Raw genomic sequence first — 3,351 nt, 5'->3', positions numbered from 1 at the left:
TTAAAGTTTTAGTTAATTTAAGATTTTAGCTGCAATCCAAAAATGACAAAGCCAACCTGTCAGTAAAGCAATGACAAATTGTAACAAACTCTTTTTTTGAGGAGGAAGTCAGGAACAAGCAAAGTTGGTGTTTACGGTGGTATGCGCATCTGCAGCCTTGGTTGGAGCCTTTGCTTTGACTATCCTTAGGTTTTGCTGGCAGGTAGGTGGCTAGCCTATTGCCATTTGGTTGATGTTGAGGTTGCTGTCGTTTGCCATTTGGAGTAGCGATACCGGGCAATAGCCAGATTGGGCTCGATCAGGCCTTGCAAATCTTTGTATTCTTAGGGTCGGTAGGTTGGTTGCCGAGGGTGTGGGGAGTGATGAGTCTTGGGATACGCAGCCTGAAGGCATGGGTGGTGGTCGGTTGGCTCGCTCTCTTGCTGTTGGGCAGTTTCTGGGGGGTTGCCCCATCTCAGGCGCAGAATGTCTACCAACTGCAACAGCGACAGCAGCAGATCCAGCAACAAATCCAGGGCACCCAACGCCGCCTGGGAGAGCTGCGCCAAGCGGAAGAAGAAGCCCGCCGCCGCATGGGATCCCTGCGGCAAAACATCCAACAGACGGAAGCCAGCCTGCGCGACAACCAATACCGTCTAGAACAGGCCCAGAGGGCGCTAGAGCAAGCGCAGAAGGAGCTTAAAGAGCTGGAAGACCGCCTGCGACGGCAGCAGCAGGGCACGGCCGCCCGCTTGCGCTACATGCAGCGGCAGGGGGCAGAACATTGGTGGGCTTTGCTGCTCACCAGTCGTGACCTGAACGAGTTTTTCGATCGCCGCCACCAGTTGCAGTTGCTAATCGAAGCCGACCGGCAGTTGATCCAAGAGCTGCAGGCGATGGCAAAGGAGGTGGATCAGCAGCGGATTGCCTTGGAGGCGCAGCGCAACGAGATTTCCTTGATCTTGCAGGAGCTGGCGGCCCAGAAAAACCAACTGCAGCAGCAGGCTGCCGCTCAAGAGCAACTGGTGGGCCGACTGGCCAACGAGCGCGCCGCCTATGAAGCAGCCCAACGGCGCTTGGAAGCCGATTCCCAACAGTTGACCATCCTCATCCAGCAACTGATCGCCCAGCAGGCTCAGCAGCGGGGGGGCAGGGATCCGGTTCAGGGCACGGGTCGGTTGATCCCACCGGTGCGCGGGCCGATCACCAGCGGCTTCGGCTGGCGGGTTCACCCCATCTATCGCAGCCGCCGCTTCCATGCGGGAATCGACTTCGGTGTGCCCACCGGCACTCCGGTGAGGGCTGCAGACCGGGGCACGGTCATCTACGCCGGTTGGTACGGCGGCTACGGCTACACAGTCATCGTCAACCACGGCGGCGGCATCACCACCCTGTACGCCCATAACAGCCGCGTCGCCGTCGGGGTGGGCCAGCAGGTACAGCGGGGGCAGGTCATTGCCGCTGCCGGCTCCACCGGTCTCTCCACCGGGCCTCATGTTCACTTCGAGGTGCGGGTCAACGGCCAGCCGGTCGATCCCCGCCGCTACTTGTGAAGCAGCGCATCTGCCGGCAACGGCTGCAGGGATCCCGCCTGCAAGATCCACCGCACATCGGCAATGGAGGACAGCTCCTCCGGGTCGTGGGAAACCACCAACACCGTCCAGGTGGATTTCAGGCGGGCCAGCAGCTCGATCAACTGCTGCCGCACTGACCAGTCCAGCCCCGCCGTCGGCTCGTCCAGCAGCAGTAAAAAAGGGCCGCGAATGAGCTGTACCGCCAGGGCCAAGCGCCGCTGCTGTCCGCCGCTGAGATGGTTGGGGGAGGTGCACAGAGGGATCCCTGCCAATCCCACCTGTTGGAGAACGTTTTCAATCTCCTTTTGCTGCAGCTCCGGGTGGCCGAAGCGCATTTCCTCTAGCACCGTCAAGCCACAAAAGTGGCGCTCCGGGAACTGAAACACCAGCCCCGCCATGCTGCGCAGTTGCTGAGGAGAGAGCTCTGTTCCTCCCCAGGCAATCCGCCCGCGCGTGGGCCGCGCCAAGCCAGCCAAAATTTCCAGCAGGGTGCTTTTGCCGGCCCCACTTTTGCCCACGATCAGCCCCAACTGGTTCAGGCCTAGCTCAAAGGAGAGATCCCGGAGAATTGGCTGAGAGAGGGTTGCCGGGTGGTAGCAGAGATCCTGAACCTGCAACATAAGCGGCGGTGCTGGGAGAGTTGTCGTTATTTTGGCACTGGAAAGCTCTGCCGGACAGCTACAACCACTCTTCTAGGCGCCCCAACTGATCCCGGAAGCCATAGGTGAGTTCGCGGTACCACTCTCGCAGCTCCAGTTGATCTACAGCTCGCCGCAAAGCCTCTTGGGAGCGCTCGATGGGGCGCAGAGCCGCAGACGGGATCCCTTCTTGAGCGGCCCATTGTTCAAACAGAGCCAGCTCCGTCTGCAAGTAGAGAATGAGGTTGGCCACATCCTGCGGGTGCGGGTAGCGGGTGGCATCTGGCATAAGACATCTCACCAGGGGAACTAGCTCCATTCTGGCCAAGAATCTGTCCCGCTGCCGCCTGAGGGCCCTATCCCCTCTCGCCTGCTTCTGTACTCTAGGCCGCAAAACGCAGATAATGCGGGGAGAAATGTTCACTGCCGGCGAGGGATCCATGAGCCAAAAGCTGCTGTTTGTGTGCCTGGGCAACATCTGCCGTTCTCCCGCTGCCGAAGGGATCACCAACTACCTGCTGCAGAGCAGCGGTCATGAGGGGGACATTCTCTGCGATTCGGCAGGTACAGCCGCCTATCACATCGGCAGTCCCCCAGATCGCCGCATGCAACAAGTTGCCCAGCGCTATGGACTGGAGCTGCACGGCCAAGCCCGGCAAATTCATCCTTTGGATCTGCGGGAGTTCGACCTGATCCTGGCTATGGATCGGCAAAATTATCGCGATATCCTCAGCCTCGATCCCCAGAGAAGATATGCCGACAAGGTGCGCCTCATTTGTAGCTACTGTCGTTCTCACACCGATGAAGAAGTTCCAGATCCCTACTACGGGGGCGAGGCTGGGTTTCACTACGTGATCGAGCTGCTCTGGGATGCCTGCAGCGGCCTGCTGGAATCCTTGATCCCCGGGATCCAATGCCCGCCGCTGCCCAGCCGCACCTAAATTCTCGCTCAATTCTATAGTTTTGCTGAAATCCGCCTGGCGGACGGATCCCTTCTGGTTAGCCTAAGCCTGGGTTTCCAAGTAGGCCCCAGCAGCCCTGGTAGAACATCTACAGAAACGTGCTGCTGGTAACCATTGACAAAGGGTAGGGGGGCGAGGCTGGATCAGCTCTTTCCAGTCTTGGTTGGGATTGTCTTTTATGCCTTTTTTAGCTACACC

General features: G+C 59.0%; 4 protein-coding genes. 2 read left to right on the top strand and 2 right to left on the bottom strand.

Translation table 11 applies throughout. The annotated features are described in order from the left end of the window. Positions 1-362 precede the first annotated feature (362 nt). Positions 363-1,532 (top strand): murein hydrolase activator EnvC family protein, encoded by a 1,170-nt coding sequence (locus tag NW841_RS12415; RefSeq protein WP_414376460.1) that lies wholly within the window; start codon positions 363-365, stop codon positions 1,530-1,532. Here the strand turns inward: NW841_RS12415 and NW841_RS12410 are convergent. Together NW841_RS12410 and NW841_RS12405 are read right to left on the bottom strand one after the other, a co-directional pair. Then, positions 1,523-2,173, bottom strand: coding sequence for an ABC transporter ATP-binding protein (locus tag NW841_RS12410; RefSeq protein WP_414364156.1), 651 nt, complete (start codon positions 2,171-2,173; stop codon positions 1,523-1,525). The two genes, NW841_RS12415 and NW841_RS12410, sit on opposite strands and share 10 nt — an antisense overlap. A gap of 58 nt (positions 2,174-2,231) precedes the next feature. Continuing rightward, complete coding sequence (locus tag NW841_RS12405; protein ID WP_011430466.1) at positions 2,232-2,480, bottom strand: hypothetical protein; 249 nt, start codon at positions 2,478-2,480, stop codon at positions 2,232-2,234. 151 nt (positions 2,481-2,631) lie between these two features. Between NW841_RS12405 and NW841_RS12400 the strand changes: the two genes are divergently transcribed. Then, on the top strand, positions 2,632-3,132 hold the full coding sequence (locus tag NW841_RS12400) for a low molecular weight protein-tyrosine-phosphatase (protein ID WP_414364162.1): 501 nt from the start codon (positions 2,632-2,634) through the stop codon (positions 3,130-3,132). Positions 3,133-3,351 lie beyond the last annotated feature (219 nt).

The sequence above is a fragment of the Synechococcus sp. H60.3 genome (assembly GCF_047462295.1).
GTDB lineage: Bacteria > Cyanobacteriota > Cyanobacteriia > Thermostichales > Thermostichaceae > Thermostichus.
Note: the sequence above shows the minus strand (reverse complement) of the source record. Positions and strands in the feature narration are given on the sequence as shown.